Origin of the sequence: Pseudomonas sp. SIMBA_067 (genome assembly GCF_046534675.1) — a bacterium.
In the GTDB taxonomy this organism is placed as follows: Bacteria; Pseudomonadota; Gammaproteobacteria; order Pseudomonadales; family Pseudomonadaceae; genus Aquipseudomonas; species Aquipseudomonas putida.
Genome location: NZ_JAWRYH010000194.1, coordinates 1 through 323, shown reverse-complemented (window position 1 = coordinate 323; position 323 = coordinate 1). Strand labels below are relative to the sequence as shown.

The window sequence follows — 323 nt, the reverse complement described above, 5'->3', positions numbered from 1 at the left end:
ACGCTGATTTCTTCCTCTGCTTCTTCCTGCTCGGGGTTGTTGGCCTGGATTTTCAGTTGGCCAGCAGCCAGTTGCAGACGAATGCCGCGGTACTTTTCGTTGGAAAGAATCGCAGTACGGCTGAAGGCTTCACGCAAGGCCTGGCGGTCACCGACCACCAGCTTGTCACCGCCCTTGGGCAGTACGCGCTCGTAGTCCGGGAACTTGCCGTCCACCAGCTTGGAGGTGAACGTGAATTCACCGGTGGTGGCACGGATGTGATGCTGGCCAAGCACGATGCTGACCATGCCTTCCGGGTCCGTGAGCAAACGCGCGAGCTCCAG

Annotated in this window: 1 pseudogene; it reads right to left on the bottom strand. The window is 59.4% G+C overall.

Annotated features, from left to right (window positions below):
• Positions 1-323: pseudogene (locus SB765_RS28690) on the bottom strand (DNA polymerase III subunit beta); the annotation flags it as partial.